Genomic DNA, 19,777 nt, shown 5'->3' with positions numbered 1-19,777 from the left:
CGCAGAGCGAGCAACCTTCCCCGGGCCCTGATATGACGAAGGAGCCTTGCCATGACCTTCTGCCCCCGTTGCGACGCAGAGAACCCCGACGACGCCACCATCTGCCAGTCCTGCGGCGCGCCCATGCGCTCGGGCACGCTGGTGATGGCGGTGTCCCAGCTCGCTCCGCGCCCCCAGGTCTCCCTCCGGGTGGTGCGCGCGGATGGCGGCCCGGAATCCGTGGTGCGGATGACGCGCGACACGCTCACCTGCGGCCAGCAGGGGGACCTCAAGCTGCCAGACGACCCCTTCGTGATGCCCGAGCAGGCTCGCTTCTTCTTCTCCGGCGTCCGGCTGGCGGTGGAGGACGTGGGAGGCGCCAACGGCGTGTTCGTGCGCCTGCGCCAGGAGCGGGAGCTGAGCACGGGAGGCGAGCTGCGGCTGGGCCGCCAGCGCCTGGTGCTCGAGCCCATTCCGGGAGCCTCCACGGGGCCCGGGGGCTCGCAGATCTGGGGCTCTCCCGATCCGGGCTACCGGCTGCGGCTGGTGCAGTACCTCGAGGGAGGCATGCGCGGCGCGGCCTTCCCGCTCAAGGAGGGGGACAACCTGCTGGGTCGGGAGAATGGAGACATCACCTTCCCGACCGATGGATTCGTCTCCGGGCGCCACGCTGTCCTCACGGTCCGCAAGGATCAGCTCATGGTCCGGGACGTCGGTTCGTCCAACGGCACGTTCATCCGCCTGGCGGGCCCCACCTTCGTCGACAACGGCGACCACTTCCTCATCGGCCGCCAATTGCTCCGGGTGGAGATCCAGGCAATGGTGTGAAGGCGGAGGCCCGGACGGGCCGCGCGGCGCACAGCGTCACGCGGCCCGGAGGCCTCGGCGCTCACCCGTAGGAGCGTTCCTTCTTCTCCTGCTCTTCCTTGCAGCGGATGCAGAGCGTGGTGACGGGGCGGGCCTCCAGGCGCTTGGGAGAGATGTCCTCCTCGCAGCGCTCGCAGATGCCGAAGGTGCCGTCCTCGATGCGCTGCAGCGCCTTCTCGATCTTCTGGAGCAGGAACTTTTCGCGGTCACGCAGACGGAACACCATCGACTGGGCGTACTCGGAAGAAGCCTGGCCGATCTCGTCCGGCAGATCGTCGGTGTCGAAGCTGGACTCCTCGACCAGGGTCTTCTTGGCGCTCTCGAGCAACGCGGTCTTGCTGTCCTCGAGCATCTTCTTGTACCGCTTGAGATCTTTCTGATTCACAGCCTTCGCTCCGATGGGCGAGAAGAAACCCCGTCCCCCTAAAAAAAAGGCCCGAAAGCTTTATTCACATGGGCCGTAGTGTCAAGGTGCCCATGCGTCCCCAGGGGCGGGAGGAGGAGATACTGCGTGAGCGAGAGTTCGAAGTTCGACCGGGAATTCCTGCGCTCGGCTCTCTCCCTGGCGGCCAGAAATGACGTCGATCACTTCCTCTACATCTGCGATGTACCCATCGCCCCAGAGGACCTGAGAGGGCGGCCCGCTCGCAAGAAGCTTATCTACGCCGTCACAGCGGACAAAATCGCCCAGGAATATACGGCGCGGAAGCTGCGCGCGCTGGTGATTCCCGCATACGACTATTCGCGCACAGAGCGTGTGAAGGTGGCCCTCGTGTCCGCGCTCTCCCAGGGAGCGTTCAAGGAGGGCGACCTGGTGCTGTGCATGACGGGCAAGGTCGGCCGGGCGCCGGACACGCTGATGCAGATGCGCATCGGTGGCTCGCTGGACGACCGGGTAGCCATCGAGGGCGTGAAGCTGGGTGAGGAGTTCAACTCGCAGGTGGTGGACGCGCTCATCCAATTGGCGCTGCAGATCGGCCAGGAGGGTTTCGAAGGACACCCCATCGGGACGATCATCACGATCGGCGACCACACGAGCGTGCTGGAGAAGAGCCGGCAGCTCACCATCAATCCGTTCCAGGGCCTGTCCGAGGCCGAGCGCAACGTGCTGGATCCGAAGATCCGCGAGGCGATCAAGAACTTCTCGGTGCTGGATGGAGCGTTCGTCATCCGCGAGGACGGCGTGGTGCTGGCGGCGGGCCGCTACCTGTCCGCGGGGGATGAGAACCTGAAGATCCCCCTGGGCCTCGGGGCTCGGCACGCGGCGGCGGCGGGCATCACCTCCACCACGCACTGCATCTCGCTGGTGGTGAGCCAGACTTCGGGCGCGGTGCGGCTCTTCAAGGGCGGCAACATCGTCCTGGAGCTGCACCAGACGGCGCGCCGGACATAGTTACTCCGCCTTCTCCCCTGCCCCGCGCTCCTCGCGGTAGATCTCCGCGAGCTGATGGGCCCGCTCGATCTCATCGCGGGCCGCGTCCACCGCGAGCACCTTCTCGATGCGCTCCACCTGCTCTCGCATGGTGCTGCTGACGAGCGAGCCAGCCACCAATCGCGCCGAGGCGCTCTGACGCTCGGTGCGCAGTTCCTGGACGCGCGAGCCCACGTCATTGGCCGCCTCCAGCAACAACCGGGCGTCCGGCTCCACGCGGTCCAGGGAGTCGCGGGTGGACTTGAGCAAGGCCTGCGCCTGCTCCTTGTCCCGCTGGAGCACCTGCATGGCCTTCGCGTCGCCCCGGGAGCTGGCCACCTCCAGGCGCTCGGAGATGTCTCCGATGCGGCGCGTGTAGCGATCCACCGAGCGCGACAGCTCTCCCTTGAGAGCCAACAGGGTGGCCGCGGACTTGCGCACCTCGGCGCCCTGCCGCTCCAGGTCCTCGATCAGCTGATCGAAGGCCGCCAGCGGGTCCAGGGGCTTCGTGTTCTCCTTCTTCTTGCGCCAGAACAGGAAGGGCATGGCCGCCCCCTAGCCTACCCGAAAGGACGGCAGAGGAGGCGAACCCTCCCGAGTGGTTCCTGGAGCGACTTTCCTCCCGCCGCCAGTGCCGCCAGGTACCGGGCTGGAGTCAGCTGGTAGATACCCAGCAGGTGCTGGAGCAACACCACGCTCTCGGTGGCACGGCGATCCGCGGGAGCCAACGAGGCGGCCTCGGCAATGGCATCCAGGATGTCCCCCACCCGCGCCAACACGTCCCTGCCCACCGCCTCACGCGCGGGCACCTGCGCGGGCGCCTCCGGGAAGAGCGCATCGAAGGAGGCCTCCACCGCCACAGTCGCGGTGACGGCCTGGCGCTTGGAGGCCATGGCCTCCAGGGCTTCCAGGTGCGGCCAGAGCGCCTCCAGGTTGTCTGGGCTGTCGGGCACGTCATGGGGGAGCAGCGTGCGCCAGGGCGCATCGAACTCGGTGCGCGCCCATTGGATCTCCTCGTCGGAGAGGTGGTGGTAGAAGGCTCGGCCTCCCTGCGAGCGCTGCTCCGCCACCAGGGACTTGAGGTCCGAGTTCTCCTCGCCCAGCGAGATGAAGCTCAGCGCGATCGTGAGCGAGTCCACCGGAGCGCGCGTGCGGCGGATGAGATCCATGTCCACCCGGTCCTCGCCATCGGTGATGAGCACCACGGTGGCTCGCGCCAGATAGGGATCCCGGCCCTGCGCCGCGCGGATGGAGTCGAACGCCGCCATGAGCGCCAGGGAGATGTCTGTCTGGCCCTCGGCGGGCGAGTAGCGGAAGAGCTTCTCGATCTGGCGCGTGGCCTCGGTGGCGGTGTCCACGCGGGACAATTCCGTGGGCGAGTCGTTGAAGAAGGAGAAGTACAGCGGATCGAACGGCAGCCCCTGGCGGGCCTTGGCGCGCAGGTTGTTCAGCTCGGCGATGAGGATGGCGTCGCGGAACCGTGCCCGCGCGCCGTGCATGGAGCCCGAGGCATCCAGCACGTACACGCGCACGGCGGTGCGCTTCATCTTCTTGGGTTTGGGTGGCGGCTCCTCCTCGAGGTAGGCGCGCACCGCCTGCCGGTTGGCGGCCAGATCGTAGACGAGCAGCCGCGGATCAGTGACGACGAAGTTGTGCACCTCGTGCAGGCTGCCCGTCGTCTCGAAGTTCATCATCTGCGTGGGGTACGGCACACGCCTCGGCACGGGCCGCAACGCCTGGGTGTTCACCTGGACGATCTCTTCGGAGAGCGAGTCCTCCACGTCGAAGTAGCGAGCGCAACCGGCCGCCAGCTCGAAGGCCGCGAGTTGCTCGGGATTGAGCGAGAAGGCCAGATCCGCGAGGAGATCGTCCGCGCGTGACTTCTTCGGCTCCTCCTCGCGCAGCCCTTCCTCTACCTCCCCGGCCTCCTGGCCCGGCTTCTCGCCAAACCAGCGGGAGAGTTCCTGATGCTCGGCCTGCTCCACCAGGGTCCGCGTGCGTCCATCCGTGGGCAGCATCGGGTCCAGGGCCGAGCGGACGGTCGCGGCGAGTTGCGTATCCCCGGCCTCCAGCGCTCGCTCGTAGAGCCCCTTCAGAGACCGGTAGGCCTCTCCGGGCGAACGCCGGGCGGTGTGGCGGACGTGCTTCACCAGCTCCTGAAGGGAGCGGACGGTCGGGCTGGTCCGGGTGCGCTCGCGGGCCTCCACCACCTCCCGGCGGAGCACCACGCCTCGATCGCGGTCGTGGTCCGAGCCCAGCCGCAACAGCATCTCGTGAGCCAGATCCAGATCGCGCCGCTTCTGCAGCACGTCATCCACGTTCTCGCGCGCCCGCTCCGCGAGGAACTCGGCGATGGCCATGCGAGCACTGGAGGGGGCTCGCCCCTGCCAGGTATGGGTGCTGCGCGGGAGGATCTCGAAGGGTGGCGGCTGGGCTCCCGGCGCGGCGGAGAACACATCCGCCACCTTGACCATGCGCGCGAGCTGTACGAAGGCGCGCTCCAGCGTCGTCCGCGCTCCGGAAGGCATCTCCCCGGCCCGGCGCGCGCGCTCCACCTGCCTCAGGCGCGCTTCGAACTCCTCCAACGCCTCGGTGGCGCGGGCTTCCAGAGCCTCCGCAAGCTGACCCGCCCTGCCCTTCTTCACGCCGAGCGAGCGCAGCAGGTGCGCATCCGCCAGAGTGTGGACGCCCACCCGATCCAGCTCGCGATCCAGCGAGGCGATCGTGGGGAACGTGAGATCCACGTCCCCGGGCGCCATCAGCCCGAGCGCCCAGCCCACCATGCCCGCGGGACGGGCGGCACTCGGCTGGAGCGCATCCAGCCGCTGGCGCAGTTCCGTGAGTCGAGGCGCCAGCATGCTCAGCGCCTCCCGAGAGCCGCCTCACGCGGCACAGCGCACTGAAAGGCCAGAGCACTCACAGCGTCGTCCGCATCTCCAGGACGCGCTTGCTGAAGCGTCCGAAGTCCTCATCGATGCCGCGCAACTGGAGCGAGAGCTTCTTCGCGGACTCGCCCAACTCGCCCTGCATGGCTCCCAGCGTGCCCAGCACACCTCGCAGCCGCACCAGCTCGCCCTCCTTGAGCGCGAGCAGTGGGAACCGGCTGCGCACCAGCCGCTCGAAGGTGCGCTCCGCCTCCGCCTTTCCCTTGGGCGCCTCGAGCTCAGGCAGCAGCACGGTGAGCAACTGGGTCAACCAACTGCGCAGGTACTTGATGCGCGTGTGGGCGAAGACGAGTTCGGCCTGCGCCACCGCCTGGCGGACACCATCCGACAGGAACGAGGCCGCCGTCTGGGGCTGCGCGAAGGAGAGCTGGTTGTCCAGCCCGAGCAGCGCGGCCAGCTCCCCATCCGGGGCCCGGACGGAGAAACTGTTGCGGTAGAACGTGTAGGCGTCTCCGTTGACCACGGCGTTGGGCGCGGGCGGAGGGCTCGCCACCTCCCGAGACAGCATGCGGGCGTGCTCGACGAGCCGCTGTTCGATGATGTCCCGGCATGCGGCGATGACGGCATCGGGAGACAAGCCCTCCTGCCGGAGATTCTCCGCCACCATCTGCGCGGCGCGGGCGTACTGCTCGATGCGCTCGAACGGCGTGGTGGACAGAACCTGCTTCGCGTAGGCCAACCCGAGCGGCTGGAGCAGCTCCTGCTTCAGGCCCGGCTGCGACGGATCCAGTACCTGCAGCGATTTCTCGAGCTGGGTGAGGCGCCGCGAGTCCGTGGAGAGCGTCTCGAACGGATCCCGCTTGCCGGCGGGCCTCGGAGCCTGGAAGGCGGCCGCCGCGCGCCGCCGCAACGAGCTGACGACCCGCCGGCGCACGGCCATGTCCGCCACCCGGAGCCGCTCCATCGCCGCGGGCGCGCCCTCGGCCAGCAGCCCGGACAGCGCGGACACCTGGGAGATCTCCTCCTCCAGGTTGTCGGCCAGCGCGACCAGACCTTCGATTTTGAGCCCGTCCTCGAACTCCACGCCCTCGGCGGACAGGGCGATCATCTCCAGCATCTGCTCCAGCAGCCGCGCGGAAGATTCGCACAGCGGGTTGAACTGGCTCCGCAGCTCGGGGACGGAACGGCACAGCTCCAACGCATCCTTGAAGGAGGTCAGGAGCTGGAGCCCACCTCGGCCTTCGGGCGCGTTGACACCGCCAGCGGCAGCCGGATCGCCCTGCTGCGAAGTCATCCCACGGGCCAGCCGCTGCTCCACCGCGGTGACGAGCCCGCGGGCCGCTCCGAGCAAGGGCGAGCGGTTGTCCTGGTGCCGAGGCCCCGGAACGAGCTTCACCAGCAGGCGCTGGGCGGTGATGGACGCGAGCCCCGGCTGGAAGCTGCGCGCCAGCGCCTCGGCGGCCGAGAGATCCTCCCCCGCCGCCAGCGCGGTGGCCTCGCGCTCCACGCCGGAGACCAGCTCGTTGCGCACCTTGGCGAGCGTCTCATCGAAGGTCCGCTGCTCCAGCCGGACGATCTCCAGCTGCGCCCGCTCTCGGGGATCCACAGCCACCTTGAGGAGCGCCTCGGCGTCGGCGGAGGAAGGGCCTCCGAGCAGGAAGAACCAGCGCAGCGCCTCCAGATCCTCGATGGTCGCCTCGAGCTGCCGATCCGGATGCTGGTAGATCTGATCGCGCACCACGGCGGCCTTGAGCGCCCAGAGCGCCTTCACCACCGAGCGCTGCGAGAAGTACTTGGTGGGCACGTAGTCGGGCAGCTTGGCCACCTGTGCGGACAACGAACGCTCCAGGCCGTCCGCCAGCAACTCCACGCCCTCGAGCACCTGGCTGGAGACCTTCACCTTCTCCACGGCCTCCTGGAGCAGATCGAGCTGCTGCAGGGTCAGCGACACGCGCAGATCCGGCCGGGCCCCGTGCATGAAGCGGTGGAGCATGGCGGCGCGGCTGGCGCGGCGAGCGAAGGACTTGGGCACGAAGGCGATGAAGCTGAGCCGGTCGGCGAAGGCCAACAGCAGCTCCGGCGAGCGGGCGAGCACCTCGGAGAGGTACCGGTTGCTCGTCATGATGGCGCACTCGATGCGCCCGCTCGTCACCCGGCGGCCGTGCTTGAGCTCGCGCTCGTGCAGCACGTTGAGGATGGAGCGCAGCAGCATGTCGCGCCCATCGAACACCTCGTCGAGGAACGCGTGGACGGCGCCCAGCATGCCGTCATCGGTGATGTACTCGGTGCGGCCCGTCTCGGTGAGCACCTTGAAGTCCACCGGACCGATGAGGTCGGTCTGCACGGTGGACTCGGCGATCTGCTTGGCGAAGAGCGAGGGTCCCCCGGTCTTCTCGTCCACGATGCGTCCGAGCACCGCGCTGGCGATGGCGCTCTTGGCCGTCCCCGGAGGGCCGACCACGAGCACATGCTCGCGGCACAGCAGCGCCAGCTCGATCTGGGTGAAGAGCGTCTCTCGCTCGAGGTACGTCTCGCGCAGCTCGCCGAAGAAACGGCGGAAGGCCTGCGCGGCTTGGGGAAGGGACGTTGGGTGGGTCACGGGAGGGCAAGCATGTTAGCCCTGCCTCCTCGCCTATTTGAAGTGCACCGCGTCACCGCGTCCGGGCGCACATGAGGTGCGCCCTTTGAGGAAGCTCGCCTGGACGCCGCACGACAGGGCATCGGGCACGAGCCCATGTGCAAAAAGACGAAGGGCCGGTCCCCACTTCAGGAGGCACCGGCCCTTCTCATTCACTCAGCTTCAGCCTATGTCACTCAGGACTGGCGGAACTCCGCATCCACCACGTCATCCTTCGGCGTGGCCTGGCTGCCCGGCGCGGCGGAGGGACCACCGGCGCCCGGAGGCGGAGGCGCGCCGCCGGCCTGACCGGTGGCCTTGTACATCTCCTCCGCGATCTTGTAGCTGACCTGCTGCAGGGCATCGAGCGCGGACTTGATGGCGTCCTTGTCCTGGCCCTCGCGGACCTTGTTGAGGTTGGCCACCGCCTCCTCGAGCGACTTCACGGAGTCCGCGGACAGCTTGTCCTTGTTCTCCTTGATCATCTTCTCGGCGGCGTACGCCTGGCTCTCGGCCTGGTTCTTCACTTCCACCAGCTCGCGGCGAGACTTGTCGGCGGCCTCGTTCTCCCGCGCCTGGTTGACCATCTTCTCCACCTCTTCCTTCGCCAGACCGGAGGAGTGGGTGATCTGGACCTTCTGCTCCTTGCCCGTGGCCTTGTCCTTGGCGCTCACGTTCAGGATGCCGTTGGCGTCGATGTCGAACGTCACCTCGATCTGAGGCACGCCGCGCGGCGCCGGAGGCAGGCCCGTCAGGTGGAAGCGGCCCAGGCTGCGGTTGTCGGTGGCCATGTCGCGCTCACCCTGCAGCACGTGGATCTCCACCTGCGTCTGGCTGTCCGCGGCCGTGGAGAACGTCTCCGACTTGCGGGTGGGGATCGTCGTGTTGCGCTCGATGAGCTTGGTCATCACGCCGCCCAGGGTCTCCACGCCGAGCGACAGCGGGGTGACGTCCAGCAGCAGGATGTCCTTTACCTCGCCCGAGAGCACGCCGGCCTGCACCGCCGCGCCGACGGCCACCACCTCGTCCGGGTTCACGCTCTCGTTCGGCTTCTTGCCGAACAGCCGCTGCACCGCCTCCTTCACCCTCGGGATACGGGTGCTGCCGCCCACGAGGACCACCTCGTTGAGGTCCTTCAAGTCCACGCCCGAGTCCTTCAGGCACTTGCGGCACGGCTCCAGCGAGCGCTCGATGAGATCGTCGATCATCGCCTCGAACTTGGCGCGCGTCAGCTTGACATTGAGGTGCTTGGGGCCGGACGCGTCCGCGGTGAGGAACGGGAGGTTGATCTCCGTCTCCATCGCGCTGGACAGCTCGATCTTGGCCTTCTCCGCCGCCTCCTTCAGGCGCTGGAGCACCATCTTGTCCTTGCTGATGTCGAGCCCGCTGTCCTTCTTGAACTCGGTGATCAGCCAGTCCATGATCCGCTGGTCGATGTTGTCGCCGCCCAGGTGCGTGTCACCGTTGGTGGCGAGCACGTCCACCACGTTCTCACCCACCTCGAGGATGGAGATATCGAACGTGCCGCCGCCGAAGTCATAGACGGCGATCTTCTCGTCCTTCTTCTTGTCCAGGCCGTACGCGAGCGCGGCGGCGGTCGGCTCGTTCACGATGCGGCGCACGGTGAGGCCGGCGATCTCACCGGCATCCTTGGTGGCCTGGCGCTGGGCGTCGTTGAAGTACGCCGGGACGGTGATGACGGCCTCCGTCACCTTCTCGCCCAGGTAGTTCTCCGCGGCGCGCTTCAGCTTGAGCAGCACCTGCGCCGAGATCTCCGGCGGGCTGTACTGCTTGCCGTCGATCTCCACGCGCGCGTCGCCGTGCGGCCCGCGTACCACCTTGTAGGGAACCAGCTTGGCCTCGTCACCCGTCTCCTCGAAGCGCCGCCCCATGAAACGCTTGATGGAGTAGACGGTGCGCTCGGGGTTGGTGATGGACTGGCGCTTGGCAACCTGGCCCACCAGCCGCTCCCCGTCCTTGGTGAACGCGACGACCGAAGGGGTGATCCGGCTACCTTCCTCGTTGACGATGACCTTGGGCTCGCGACCCTCCATGATCGCCACCACGCTGTTGGTGGTGCCCAGGTCGATTCCAATGATCTTGCCCACGGTATCCTCCGGAAACTACTGAGTTTTTCCTGCAAATCCTCAGGTATGCCCAACGTAACCACCGATGTGGGGGTGTCAAACCTACGAGCGGTGGAGCCGAGCAGGCGCTCGAAGGGGCCTGCGGGCAGCCTGGAGGACGACCGGGCGCGTCACGCGTTCGCCACCGAGCCGTCAAAGGTGCGTAACGCGCTCTACACTGCCGTCACCGTTGGGTAGCGATCACTCGCTCCGACCCCGGGTACACCTAACGTTAACCCCTTGAAATCACTTTCTCAGCCTTCGGTTGACGCCTCGCGTCGGCTGTTGGCTAGGAATGTGCAGTCGTGGGCGGCGGCGCTGCATCGCGCAATGACAGTTCCTTTATTCCAGGAGTCTGCCCCCCATGCTGGTTCAGCCCCTGCGTTCCCCGGATCTCCTTCAGGTTCCCGCGACGACCGTCGCTCCGGAGCCCAAGGTCGCCGTGCTGCTGAACGCCAATGCGCGCAAGGTGGACGCGCGGGTGGTGAAGTCCCTCTCGCATGTGGTCCCCGAGGAGGACCTGTTCCTGTCGCGCTCGCCGCTGGATGCGCGGCGGATTACGCAGACGGTGCTGGAGCGCGGCTACCCGATGGTGTTCACCGGTGGCGGTGACGGCACGTTCATGGGCTTCGTGAACGAGTTCCTCCGCCAGACCGAGTCCCGGGGCCGCTTCTCGGGCAAGCCGATGCCCCGCTTTGGCGTGCTGAAGCTGGGCACGGGCAACGGGCTGGCGAACTTCGTGAACGCCTCGAGCCCCAGCGGCGACGGCATTCTTCAAGACGTGGTGCGCGCTCTCTCGGGTGACGTGGCGGGCCTGCGCCGCATGAACATGGTGATGGTGGACGGCCAGCGCACTCCGTTCGCGGGCCTGGGCGTGGATGGCAAGCTGCTCAACGACTACATCTGGGTGAAGGAGAACCTGGGCAAGGGTCTCTTCAAGAAGGTGCTGACGGGCAGCGGCGGGTACTTCTCCGCGGTGGCCTTCAAGACGGTGCCGCACTACCTGATGAACTCCACGTGGGTGGAGTGCGAGGTCATCAACGGCGCGCACGAGGCGTACCGTCTGGGTCCGGATGGCAGCGCGGTGGGCGAGCCGATCGCTCCGGGCGAGGCGATGTTCCGCGGCAAGCTGATGATGGCGGGCGCGGCGACGATGCCCTTCTACGGCTACGGCCTGCGGATGTTCCCCTTCGCCCACCAGCGCCGCGGGATGATGCACGTGCGGCTGGGTCAGGTGAACGCGGCGAACGTGCTCGCCAACCTGCCCAAGCTGTGGACCGGCAGCTGGTTCCCTGCGGGAATCCACGACTTCCACGCGAAGGACGTGACGATCCGCTTCGCCCAGCCGATGCCGCTGCAGATTGGTGGCGATGCGGCGGGCTACCGGGACGAGGTGAAGCTCTCCGTGGCTCCCGAGACCGTGGACCTGCTGGACTTCCACGGCTCGGTGAACTGAGCCGCAACCCGCGCTGCGCACCCGCGCGAGCATCCGTGAGGCCGGTGGCTCGTCCCCCGGCCTCTCGTCGTTTCTGGGGTCAGAATCGAGAGGCGCGAAGCGGCCTTCACGCTCGCTGCGGAGCCTGGTGCCGAGCCTGAGCGACGGGGTCTCTCTCCCCTGCTCGGTGAGGCTTCAGCCGCGATCTCGCGACGCCGGCGGCTTCTCTCCCGGCTCCTTGCGGCGGCCGATGAGGAAGGCGTAGCTCACGCCGGCCTTGCCGTTCTGCTCGCGGTGCACGGCGATCTCCTGCCGCATCACCTCGGCCTCCGCGGCCGGTGCAGACTCCAGGCGGGATTCGACATCCCGGTACAGGGCATCGAGCTCCAGATCCGTGAGCGTCTCCACGGACTCAGGCTCATAGCCATGGGCCTCCAGTTCCAGGAGCAGTTCGCGAGGGAGCAGAGGGGTCATCCCGAGCCGCTTCTCCCAGAACTCGACCGCCGACTTGGCCGAGTAGCGGCCCACACGGGCCGGGAAGGTCAGGCCGATGCGCCCTCGCCTGGCCAGCAGCCGCCGGAGCACCGTCAGGGTGGCACCGAGGGGAAAGAACACCCGGCCCTGGATGAGGATGGCGTCGAACTCGCCATCGGGGAACCCGAGCCGCTCCAGGTCGACGCGGCGCGTCTCCACGCGATCGCCCAGGCCCAGCGCCCTCACCCGTTCACGGACCAGGGTGAGCAACGAGTCCTCGGTGTCCGCCGCGACGACTGAGCAGCCGAGATCGCGTGCGAGCAGCACCGGAGCGGTGACCGGGCCACAGCCGAGCACGAGGATGCGAGAACCAGGCTCGAGCTGCGCCACCCGGGCGAAGCGGCGCGTGGCCTCATCGGAGCCGAAGGCACGCCGAGCGTCACCAGGGTAATAGAGCGGGAAGGGCCCGGCCGGACTCATGCAACCTCGTCTTATACCCCACCATGGAGGGACTTCCAGTTGGGGGTGCGAACTCTTTTGTCCCGAGGGGGCTGGGGCAGCCGTTCACTCACAGGTAGTAGATGACCCGCTTCTCCTGGTGAAGCTGGGCGTAGATGGACCGGCGGTGCTCCTCGGAGAGCAGGTACACCGAGATGCTCACGGAGACGTACTTGCCCTTGCTGCTGGGCTGCTCATGGATGGAGTCCGGGGAGATCTCCGTCCCCATGAGCCGCTTGAAGAGCTGGCGCACATACTCGGCGAAGCCATGCTCCTGCATGCCCATCACCTTGAAGGTGTAGATGGAGGGGTACTCGATGAGGGGCTTCTTCTCCTCTCCTTCCCCGGGAGTGTCGGAGGGGGCTTCCTTCTTCATGGCACGTCTCGTCGTCTCTGGCGCAGCACTCAGAGCAAGTTCGCCGCGAGCTCGGCCAGGGCGCTGCGCTCACCCTTGGCCATGGAGATGTGTCCGGCGATCTTCTCGTTCTTGAAGCGGTTGACCACATGCACGAGGCCGTTGTTGGTCGCGTCCACGTAGGGGTTGTCGATCTGGAAGGGATCTCCCGTGAGGACGATCTTCGTGTTGTCGCCCACGCGGGTGATGATGGTCTTCACCTCATGGGGGGTGAGGTTCTGCGCCTCGTCCACGATGATGAACTGGTTGGGGATGCTGCGGCCGCGGATGTACGTGAGCGGCTCGATCTCGATGAGCCCCAGGTCAACCAGTTCGTGGTAGCCGCGGCCGGCCTTCTTGTCGGCGCGGCTGAGGTTCATCAGGAACTCCACGTTGTCGAAGATGGGCTGCATCCAGGGGTTGAGCTTCTCCTCCACGCTGCCCGGCAGATACCCGATGTCCCGGCCCAGGGGGAAGATGGGCCGGCTCACCAGCAGCTTGTGGTACAGGCTCTCCTCCGTCACCTTGTGGAGCCCCGCGGCGATGGCCATGAGCGTCTTGCCGGTGCCCGCCTTGCCCACGATGGTGATGAGCTTGATGTCATCGTTGAGCAGCAGATCGAGGACGAAGGCCTGCTCCATGTTGCGAGGCCGCACGCCCCAGATGCCCTCCTTGATGATGCGCAGCAGGGGGACGACCCGGCCCTTGGTGGCGTTGAAGCGCCCCATGGCGGTGTGCGAGGGGTTGGTCTCGTCCTTGAGGAGGATGCACTGGTTGGGGAAGAGCTTGTCCAGCCCCGCCACCTCCACCTCGGCGCCGGGCTTGTACATCTGGTCCACCGCCTCGCGCGGGACGAGCAATTCGGTGAAGCCGGTGTACAGCTCGGTGATCTCGACACGCTCGGTGTCGTAGTCCTCGGCGATGAGACCCATCGCATCCGCTCGGATGCGCAGGTTGGTGTCCTTGGTGATGAAGACGGCCTCGGTGTCGGGCTCCTTCTTCATCAGATCGAGGGCCACCCCGAGGATCCGGTTGTCCATCAGGTCGCCGTCCGCCAGCTCCGGCGGCGGCTTGTTGTCGGCGAAGCCCACCCGGAGGAACCCTCCGTGCGGCATGGGGACGCCCTCCCGGAGCGAGCCCTCCGATCGGAACGAGTCCAGATAGCGGGTGACGAGGCGTGCGTTGCGACCCAGTTCCGAGAGATCGCGCTTGAACTGATCGATCTCCTCGATCACGTAGATCGGGATGATGACGTTGTTGTCCTTGAAGCCGTAGATGCTGCGCGGATCGTGGAGGAGGACGTTGGTGTCGAGGATGAAGTTCTTCGGCATCGTGGAGGTTGCGACCTCGAATACGGGTGCCACCGCGTGGACGCTGCTGGTTGGAGACCTTCCAGAAGCGAATATAGACACCGCCTCCCAGGGAAACAGCGGCTTTGCTACTGAGGTACACCTCTTTCGAGGTGCCACCCCCCTACCCGCCCGGTCGCCCCACCCACCTCCGGAGGGAACGAACCGCCCTGGGGACGAGGGTGTCCAGTGGACAACCCTTGGACAGCAGGGGGAAGTCCCTGCCTCCCCTCAGGGTAGGCCTGCGGGGACGCCGGGGACGGGAGGGTCACCTGGGACCTGACGCTCAGACGGGCACGAGCGGATCATAGGCGAGCACCTCCGCGACCGGATCCGGCGGGGGGCCCTGCGGCATGCGCTCCCAGGGGAAGCGGTCCTGGAGCGCCTCGAAGTCGAGCTTCAGCGGCAGCCGGGAGTGCTCCTGGACAGCGCCGCGCCACGCCTTGTCCTCGAAGAGACGCTCGAAGCGTCGGCTGAAAGACGCGAGCATGGGCGAGGGGGTGAAGTGCACCGGCTCACCGTCCGGGCCGCGCACGCAGCCCAGCTCCACGGCCCACGCCAGCAGCCAGCGGGGCCACTCGCGCCCGGCCCTGCGCAGCGACACGAAGCGCCCCTGGGCCATGCCGTCCACGAAGCGGAAGCTGCGGGCATAGACCCAGGCGGCGGCGAAGGAGGAAGGCGTGAGGGCCATGCCCTCGGCCCCGACGCGGCGGGCCATGAGCAGCGTCAGCTCGAGGATGTCCTCCGAGAGCGCCAACCCCGGGTGGACCTGGCCCGGCATGGGCGGGCGCCTCCAGTCGAAGGCACGGCCCGGGTGCTGGAGGACCAACGAGTCGATGAAGAGCAGCGCGCGGGCGTCCAACGGCGGAGGCACTCCCGCGTCGGTGCCCGAGGCCTTGCGCAGGCAGATGTCCACGGTGGCCGCCTGGTAGCGATGGCTCCAAAGGATGATGCGTGGCCGGAACGCGTCCTCGAAGCTCAGCCGGACCTCGAGCGGCCCCACGCGCCGCTCCTCCAAGCGCTGGAGCAGGCCGTACTCGCGCATGACGTTCTCGAGGCCTCGGCGGCTGTAGACGCCGAAGGCGAGCGCCTGGCGCTCACTGCGAGATTCCAGCCCCAGTTCCTCGAGGCTCAGGGCTTCGTCCTGTTCGGCCGCGGACAGCTCCGCATCGCTCAAGCGGCTGTAGATGCGACGGAAGCGCAATTCCGACGGCGGCTTCCGTGGCATGGGGGGCTCTCCTATACGTACTTGATGGAGACGATGGTGAGCTCGATCTCGCCGCGAGGCCGCATGACCTCGACCGTGTCTCCGATGGCCTTGCGAAGCAGGGCCTTGCCGATGGGGGACTCCACGCTGATGCGCCCGCCCTGGGTGTCGATCTCGTCCGAGCCGACGATCTGATAGGTGGTCTTCGCGCCGTCCTCGTCCTCGAGGGTGACGGTGGCGCCGAAGTAGACCCGGCTCTGGTCGGCCTGCTCGGAGGGGGTGACGATGGTGGCGGTGTCCAGGCGCTTCTGGAGGAAGCGGATGCGGCGGTCGATCTCGCGCAGGCGCTTCTTGCCGTAGATGTACTCGGCGTTCTCGGAGCGGTCTCCCTGGGCGGCTGCGGCGGAGACCTCGGCGGTGACCTTGGGGCGCTCCTCGTTGAGGAGGCGGAGCAGTTCGCGGTGCATCCGCTCGGCACCGGCGCGGGTGAGGTAGCGGCGGTGGGCGCCTCCTCCACCCGGCTCGGCCTCCTCATCGTCCTGCTCGTCATGCTGGGGGGGTACGTCTTGACGCATGCTTCCTTGTATACCGTCCCGGGAAGCCGCCGGGAGGGGCTCCGGAGGGGTAGGCAGACGTTCACCGGCGGTCGTGACGGGACTGTCAGGTAGTCCGGGAAGTGCGCGCCAGTGGAAGTCGTCTGAGAGTGCTGGTAGAGAGCCCAGCGGTCGTTGGCCGCGAGCCGGTGCGAAAAAAGAATAGTGCGAGTCGCTAGCTCAGCTGGTAGAGCACCGGCCTTTTAAGCCGAGGGTCGGGGGTTCGAGCCCCCCGCGACTCATAGCCGTCCCCGTCGTCTAGAGGCCCAGGACGCTGGCCTTTCAAGCCGGTAACACGGGTTCGAATCCCGTCGGGGACACTGCGAGAGGGCCCCCAAGTCCGCGAGACTTGGGGGCTTTTTCCTTTTCGGCCTCAAACGTAGTACCGGCGTAGTTACAACCCGCGCTCTGCACGGTGGGTTCCTCCTTATCGCTGACTTGCACGCGGAGCTTCGCCACCTCGCCGCAGAGGGCTTCCCACGGCAGGGTGGTATACGCGCTGACAATGTCCCTCGGGCGGCCGTGCGTCACCCACTTCAGGATGTGCGGTTGAGCTCCATCCGCCTGCGCCAGGGAGATGAAGGTCCGGCGCGCATCATGGGTGCGGCGCGGGCGGAGCCCGAGCTGCCTCAGATCGTGGTGGAGCCGTGGAAGCACGTCATCGGCTCGCAGGTACTCTCCCTCTCTGGAGGGGACGATCAAATCCTCGTGGGTGGGTAGGTGTCCTCGCATCCGCGCCCAGCCCTCCTGGCGCCACCTGTCCAGCACTCTTGCCAACACAGGGTGCACAGGCACCTCACGCGGGTTGTCCGTCTTCGTGCCCTTCTCGAGCTCTCGGGCTCGTGGACCGAACCCCAAAGGAAAGAAGCCCAGCCACTTCGGAGGTGACTGGGCCATAGTTCAGCACGGGGTAGGTCGGAATCTATAAACCAAATCGTTCCACTGGTTCGCCCTGTACCTTCAAGGCGCTACATCTGCTTCTCTCAGGGTTCTTGGAGGCCGCCTTGGCTTCCTTCTGCAAGCGGTCCGCACCCTGAATCTCAGCCTCGGCAACTGCGTGCGGGTCAACCACGGCCAAGAGACCACAGGCCGATGACAGCTTCCGGCGCACACCATTCACACTGATCTCCTCCTTGGACAGCGACATCAGTGCTCCAGACATGCATCGTCGAGCCTCCACAAGCGGCGTTCCCGGCATGATCACCATCACCTCGTCACCGCCCTTGCGGTAAGCATCGCCGACGCCCGAGACCGCCTTCTCCACGACGTGGAAGAACGCCTTGATGGCGGCATCACCAGTAGAGTGGTCACCGTCCTCATTGAAAGCCTTGAGGCCATTCATGTCGAGATAGGCGAGTGAGAGGGGTGACTCGGGCCGGCTGTTGAGGATGGCCACCGCCACGTCCCGCTCAGCGTGACGTCCGTCGAAAAGGATGCCGAATGCCTCACGGATACGGGTTGCTTTCAACTGGTCTTGCAGTTCGAAGAGGCGCAAGCGGCCCAGGTGCCCCAACTCCAATTCTACCTCCCGACCACTCACAAGTGCGTTGATGAGGTCCGCCCGGTCGCCGCGAAACTGCCGGTCCAGTTCACTGGCCAAGACGGCCCCTGTGACTCCCGTGGTCCCCTCTGCTAGGATATCCGGCCCGTTCAGCATTTCTCGAAAGATGAGCGATAGGACCATCTGCTTTCGCTTGGCGTCTTCGAAAGTCCCACCATCCTTGGGGTAGCGCACCTTCTGCCAGCGCGTGTTCTTGTGCTCGAACCCAGCGAGGAACTGCAGTTCCTTGAAGCGGGCGTCGTTCGTGTAGTCAGGCAAGTTCGTCATCCATTCTGTTCAGGCACCGAAAACTGCAGCCCTACTGCCGGACAACAGTATAACTCGGGGGAGACGCGAAGTTGTGTCACAGCCGCAGACAGGCGTAAAAGCCACTGTCAGTGCCCGGAGGTCCGCGCGTTCGCAAGGGAGCCCTTGCATGACCCAGCTCCGGTGCTCCACCTCGCGCTGCAGGCTCGCCACCTCGGTGCCGAGCAGCCTCGTGGCGCTGGTCTGCTGCGTCACCACCGAGACCGCCAAAGCACGATGCATCGCCATGAACTATCGAGGAAACTGACCTACCGCGCCGACAGAGTCCGCGCGCTCCGTGCAAGCTAGAGCGGTCCGCCAGCTCAGAGGAGCGGTGCGCGCCCTCCGGCACTGTTCCATCCCCCAGACGAGTTCTGCACGTTCGTAGTCGGGCATCGACTCCGTTAGCCGACGCTCGCCATCATCGTGGTAGCCAAGCCTTCGGAGCGGCCCCACCCCCAGAAACCGGGGGTGGGACCCAGAGCGAGTGCCTGAGTATGCGCAGATCAAGCCCCAGGGCCCTGGGCCCGTGCACCTGGGGCCAGACGAGATGGGGCGGCACCGCTTCAGCTTCACCGTGCAACTCAAGTACGTGGCCGCCGTGGCGCGTGGGCTGATGGCGCGCTGAGCGACGAGGCGGTCCTGGCACGCGTCCGCAAAAGTGCCAATGCCTCGCCTATCAGCGATTCGATCCCTTTGGGATCGCCTAACCTCATCAATTCTACGTCTGAGTAGACGCGAACACTCTTCCGGCGGAGCAGGCCCTCAACGCGACGCACAGGATCCGCGACGGATGGATCACGGATGGTGCGGTTATGGTCCACACTGTAGAGTGCTATGATCTCGACAACAGCACCGGCGGAGGCCAATCGCGCTTCATCATTGGCGATGCTTTTGAGTGGCACAGCAGGCCCCTCAATCTCAAATACAACCACCGGGTTTGTCGGCTCCTCTGGTGTTAGCCAGACCCAGTCGATACGGCGAAGCTTCGAACCAGGGACTTTCCATTCCGTCTCCACGATCAGGCCTGCCTCCCAGCCTGCTCGCCGGATCAGTTCGCCGAGATCATGAACATTAAGCCCGTGCTCGGGAAGGAAGCCAGTGGGCCGACCATAGCCTCCAAGGCCATCTCGCAGAGCCATGCCGCTATCTTCCTCAGGGATAGTGCACCCGATTTGTATCCACGAACACCTCATCAGCCCAATCAACTACACGACCTTCCATCTCTTCCGCTGCTTGGCACAGACTGATGCGAGGGGACACGCTTCTTCCTCGTTGCATCTTGCCTTCGCGGCCGTGCACCATCTCATGCCGACTACGAACGCGGGTTCGTCAAGTGCGCCCGGAAATCTCGGGACGAGTTCGCGCGCTTTCATGATGACCTCCTGTCGAAGCGCAGCCACCGAATGAACGGTACCCCTCGATGTCCCCTGAACCAATCCAGTGCGAAGAAACACGCGAGCTACGTGTCGGTCGACCGCGACATCAATGTCTTCCCATCCGCTCAACCATGTGCGCGATTTTTTGACTAATGCCCTCGAACTCATCGAGGCGGCGCAGTACCTCATTTGCTCCGGGGTTTCGCTTCCAAATATTTGCAGCACTCCCGTCATACTGATTCACAAGACGCTTACATGCGGAGATGACGCAGCGGGCCATCATAGAGGGAAATCTGTGGAGGGCGCGAGCGTCGCTCTGACGACCCAGGACACGTGCTAGCTGCCGTTCGCTCATCTTGGCGATGCGGCGAACGTCGAGATGTCCGAGCCGATCAGCGAGAAGAGCAGGACACTCCCAGGCCCGGTTCACTGTAACGAGCCGATCGAAGACTCCGCCAAGCAGGAATGCATTGGGATCTCGGAGCAACAGCCGCACTGCATTTCGAGAGAGTCCCCAACCGGAGAAGTCGGGCCTGCTGGCGAGACCATCCAATTTCGGGCAGGGAATGAAGCGGAGCATGGCCCGCTTGATCGATCGGTGGTACTCCGTGGGCATGTGACCCTCCTCGCCTCATGAGTGCTGTGGCGGCACTGTACCTGAAACCTTGCAGAGCGCCGCCCCTTCTCCCTGGCACGGGGCCTGGACCGGCCTGGGAC

18 protein-coding genes and 2 tRNA genes are annotated in these 19,777 nt (G+C 66.2%); 8 read left to right on the top strand and 12 right to left on the bottom strand.

The features are described from left to right. The first annotated feature begins 51 nt into the window (after positions 1–51). Positions 52–807, top strand: coding sequence for an FHA domain-containing protein (locus KY501_RS08650; protein ID WP_224362197.1), 756 nt, complete (start codon positions 52–54; stop codon positions 805–807). 61 nt (positions 808–868) lie between these two features. Here KY501_RS08650 and KY501_RS08645 read toward each other — a convergent pair whose 3' ends face one another. After that, positions 869–1,231 carry a TraR/DksA family transcriptional regulator gene (locus KY501_RS08645; RefSeq protein ID WP_224362196.1) on the bottom strand — a complete coding sequence of 121 codons (363 nt, stop codon included), beginning with the start codon at positions 1,229–1,231 and terminating at the stop codon, positions 869–871. Between the two features lie 126 nt (positions 1,232–1,357). Between KY501_RS08645 and KY501_RS08640 the strand changes: the two genes are divergently transcribed. Further along, a complete protein-coding gene (locus KY501_RS08640) occupies positions 1,358–2,239 on the top strand; it encodes a DNA integrity scanning protein DisA nucleotide-binding domain protein (RefSeq protein WP_224362195.1) in 882 nt (293 codons plus the stop codon). Here KY501_RS08640 and KY501_RS08635 read toward each other — a convergent pair whose 3' ends face one another. From KY501_RS08635 to dnaK, 4 genes are all read right to left on the bottom strand, one after another. After that, positions 2,240–2,803, bottom strand: coding sequence for a PspA/IM30 family protein (locus KY501_RS08635; protein ID WP_224362194.1), 564 nt, complete (start codon positions 2,801–2,803; stop codon positions 2,240–2,242). 14 nt (positions 2,804–2,817) lie between these two features. After that, positions 2,818–5,115, bottom strand: coding sequence for a vWA domain-containing protein (locus KY501_RS08630; protein ID WP_224362193.1), 2,298 nt, complete (start codon positions 5,113–5,115; stop codon positions 2,818–2,820). Between the two features lie 58 nt (positions 5,116–5,173). After that, entirely contained in the window at positions 5,174–7,741 is a 2,568-nt protein-coding gene (locus KY501_RS08625; RefSeq protein WP_224362192.1) for an AAA family ATPase, read from the bottom strand. Positions 7,742–7,956: 215 nt separating this feature from the next. Then, the gene (dnaK, locus tag KY501_RS08620) at positions 7,957–9,867 is read right to left on the bottom strand and encodes a molecular chaperone DnaK (protein WP_224362191.1); all 1,911 of its coding nucleotides are present in this window, start codon (positions 9,865–9,867) and stop codon (positions 7,957–7,959) included. A 382-nt stretch (positions 9,868–10,249) separates the two neighbouring features. On the opposite strand from dnaK, the gene KY501_RS08615 reads away from it, so the two are divergent. After that, the gene (locus tag KY501_RS08615) at positions 10,250–11,341 is read left to right on the top strand and encodes a diacylglycerol/lipid kinase family protein (protein ID WP_224362190.1); all 1,092 of its coding nucleotides are present in this window, start codon (positions 10,250–10,252) and stop codon (positions 11,339–11,341) included. A 174-nt stretch (positions 11,342–11,515) separates the two neighbouring features. Here the strand turns inward: KY501_RS08615 and KY501_RS08610 are convergent, their stop codons facing one another. The 5 genes from KY501_RS08610 to greB all read right to left on the bottom strand — a co-directional run bounded on the left by KY501_RS08610 (position 11,516) and on the right by greB (position 15,817). Then, positions 11,516–12,274 (bottom strand): SAM-dependent methyltransferase, encoded by a 759-nt coding sequence (locus tag KY501_RS08610; protein ID WP_224362189.1) that lies wholly within the window; start codon positions 12,272–12,274, stop codon positions 11,516–11,518. A gap of 88 nt (positions 12,275–12,362) precedes the next feature. Then, positions 12,363–12,668 (bottom strand): HP0495 family protein, encoded by a 306-nt coding sequence (locus KY501_RS08605; protein ID WP_224362188.1) that lies wholly within the window; start codon positions 12,666–12,668, stop codon positions 12,363–12,365. A gap of 29 nt (positions 12,669–12,697) precedes the next feature. After that, complete coding sequence (locus KY501_RS08600) at positions 12,698–14,017, bottom strand: PhoH family protein (protein WP_224362187.1); 1,320 nt, start codon at positions 14,015–14,017, stop codon at positions 12,698–12,700. A gap of 304 nt (positions 14,018–14,321) precedes the next feature. Beyond that, positions 14,322–15,263: a deacetylase gene (locus KY501_RS08595; RefSeq protein WP_224362186.1), complete on the bottom strand. Its 942-nt coding sequence runs from the start codon at positions 15,261–15,263 to the stop codon at positions 14,322–14,324. A gap of 11 nt (positions 15,264–15,274) precedes the next feature. After that, entirely contained in the window at positions 15,275–15,817 is a 543-nt protein-coding gene (gene greB, locus KY501_RS08590) for a transcription elongation factor GreB (protein WP_224362185.1), read from the bottom strand. 187 nt (positions 15,818–16,004) lie between these two features. Here greB and KY501_RS08585 point away from each other — a divergent pair. The 3 genes from KY501_RS08585 (at position 16,005) to KY501_RS08575 (ending at position 16,555) form a co-directional block, all read left to right on the top strand. Then, a tRNA-Lys gene (locus KY501_RS08585) sits at positions 16,005–16,077 on the top strand. A 5-nt stretch (positions 16,078–16,082) separates the two neighbouring features. Continuing rightward, positions 16,083–16,155: transfer RNA gene (locus KY501_RS08580), tRNA-Glu, on the top strand. A 229-nt stretch (positions 16,156–16,384) separates the two neighbouring features. Further along, positions 16,385–16,555, top strand: a complete 171-nt coding sequence (locus KY501_RS08575) for a hypothetical protein (RefSeq protein ID WP_224362184.1) — start codon at positions 16,385–16,387, stop codon at positions 16,553–16,555. A gap of 202 nt (positions 16,556–16,757) precedes the next feature. On the opposite strand, the gene KY501_RS08570 is transcribed toward KY501_RS08575, so the two are convergent. Further along, positions 16,758–17,654 (bottom strand): GGDEF domain-containing protein, encoded by an 897-nt coding sequence (locus tag KY501_RS08570; RefSeq protein ID WP_224362183.1) that lies wholly within the window; start codon positions 17,652–17,654, stop codon positions 16,758–16,760. Positions 17,655–17,811: 157 nt separating this feature from the next. Here KY501_RS08570 and KY501_RS08565 point away from each other — a divergent pair, with 157 nt between their 5' ends. Continuing rightward, positions 17,812–17,949, top strand: coding sequence for a hypothetical protein (locus KY501_RS08565; protein WP_224362182.1), 138 nt, complete (start codon positions 17,812–17,814; stop codon positions 17,947–17,949). Between the two features lie 219 nt (positions 17,950–18,168). Beyond that, on the top strand, positions 18,169–18,309 hold the full coding sequence (locus KY501_RS08560; protein WP_224362181.1) for a hypothetical protein: 141 nt from the start codon (positions 18,169–18,171) through the stop codon (positions 18,307–18,309). Positions 18,310–19,166: 857 nt separating this feature from the next. On the opposite strand, the gene KY501_RS08555 is transcribed toward KY501_RS08560, so the two are convergent. Continuing rightward, complete coding sequence (locus tag KY501_RS08555; protein ID WP_224362180.1) at positions 19,167–19,676, bottom strand: HhH-GDP family DNA glycosylase; 510 nt, start codon at positions 19,674–19,676, stop codon at positions 19,167–19,169. Positions 19,677–19,777 lie beyond the last annotated feature (101 nt).

This window comes from Hyalangium versicolor (genome assembly GCF_020103695.1).
Lineage (GTDB): Bacteria > Myxococcota > Myxococcia > Myxococcales > Myxococcaceae > Hyalangium > Hyalangium versicolor.
This window is presented reverse-complemented; position numbering and strand designations above follow the sequence as displayed.